Source organism: Arhodomonas sp. AD133, from assembly GCF_051195215.1.
In the GTDB taxonomy this organism is placed as follows: domain Bacteria; phylum Pseudomonadota; class Gammaproteobacteria; order Nitrococcales; family Nitrococcaceae; genus Arhodomonas.
The window spans coordinates 1-1,040 of sequence record NZ_JBNAZM010000162.1 but is presented as its reverse complement, the minus strand read 5'-3'; the positions used below and the strand labels follow the sequence as shown (position 1 = coordinate 1,040).

General features: G+C 66.1%; 1 protein-coding gene. It reads left to right on the top strand.

Annotated elements, in window-relative coordinates:
• Positions 1–161: 161 nt before the first annotated feature.
• On the top strand, positions 162–1,040 hold an 879-nt coding region (locus tag ACPEES_RS23545; RefSeq protein WP_435106970.1), incomplete at its 3' end, for an IS1634 family transposase.

Genomic DNA, 1,040 nt, shown 5'->3' with positions numbered 1-1,040 from the left:
CCCGGGTTCCACAGGCACAGGCCGTGAGAGGGGGTATTTGTGGCCTTAGGGTTCTGTCGGATCAGTGACTTGGGTGCGCCGACCGCTGGAGGCCGTGTTGTGCCAACTATACTTTGTGAGTACATTGATAGGTGGAGCGTTAGGCGTTATTATGCGATGCCATGTTCATACGCGCCTCTCGCTCCCAGGGACGGACCTACCTGCGACTGGTGGAGGGCTACCGGGATGAGCAGGGGCGCACCCGCCAGCGCCAGATCGCCCAGCTCGGCCGTGCCGATCAGCTCACCGAGGACAAGGTCCGCAGCCTGATTCGCGGTTTGCGCCGCCACACCGGGATGCCCGAGATCGATGCCGAGGCCGTGGGGTTCGAGCCGGCGCGCTCGCTGGGGCCGACGTGGCTGCTCACCGAGATTTGGCGCGAGCTTGGCTTTGAAGAGCAGCTCCGGCGCCTCTTCCGTTCCTCCTACCGCGAGTTTGATCTGGAGGCGGTGATCCGGGTGCTGGTGTTCAACCGGCTGTGTGACCCGCAGAGCAAGCTCGGCGTGCTGCGCTGGCTCGAGCGCGTCCACCTGCCGGGGGTGGCCGTCGGTGGGCTCCATCATGAGCAGTTGCTGCGCGCCATGGACGCGCTGATCGGCCAGCGCGAGGCGGTCGAGCGGATGACCGCCTCGCTGCTGCGGCCGTTGCTGGATCAGGAACTTTCGGTGGTGTTCTACGACATCACCACGGTGCCGATCCACGGCGAGCACCACGTCGCTGGCGATCTGCGCCAGCGCGGGCTGAGTAAAGACACCCACGGGATCCATCGCCAGTTCGCCCTCGGGGTCATCCAGACCGCCGAGGGGCTGCCCATCGCACACGAGGTCTTCGAGGGCAACGTCGCGGAGACGAAGACGCTGGCGCCGATGATCACCCAGCTGCTGGAGCGCTTCCGGCTCGAGCGCGTGGTGGTCGTCGCCGACCGGGGGCTTTTGAGCCTCGACAACGTCGACACCCTGGAAGCGCTGGGACGCGAGCAGGGCCTGGCCGTGGACTATATC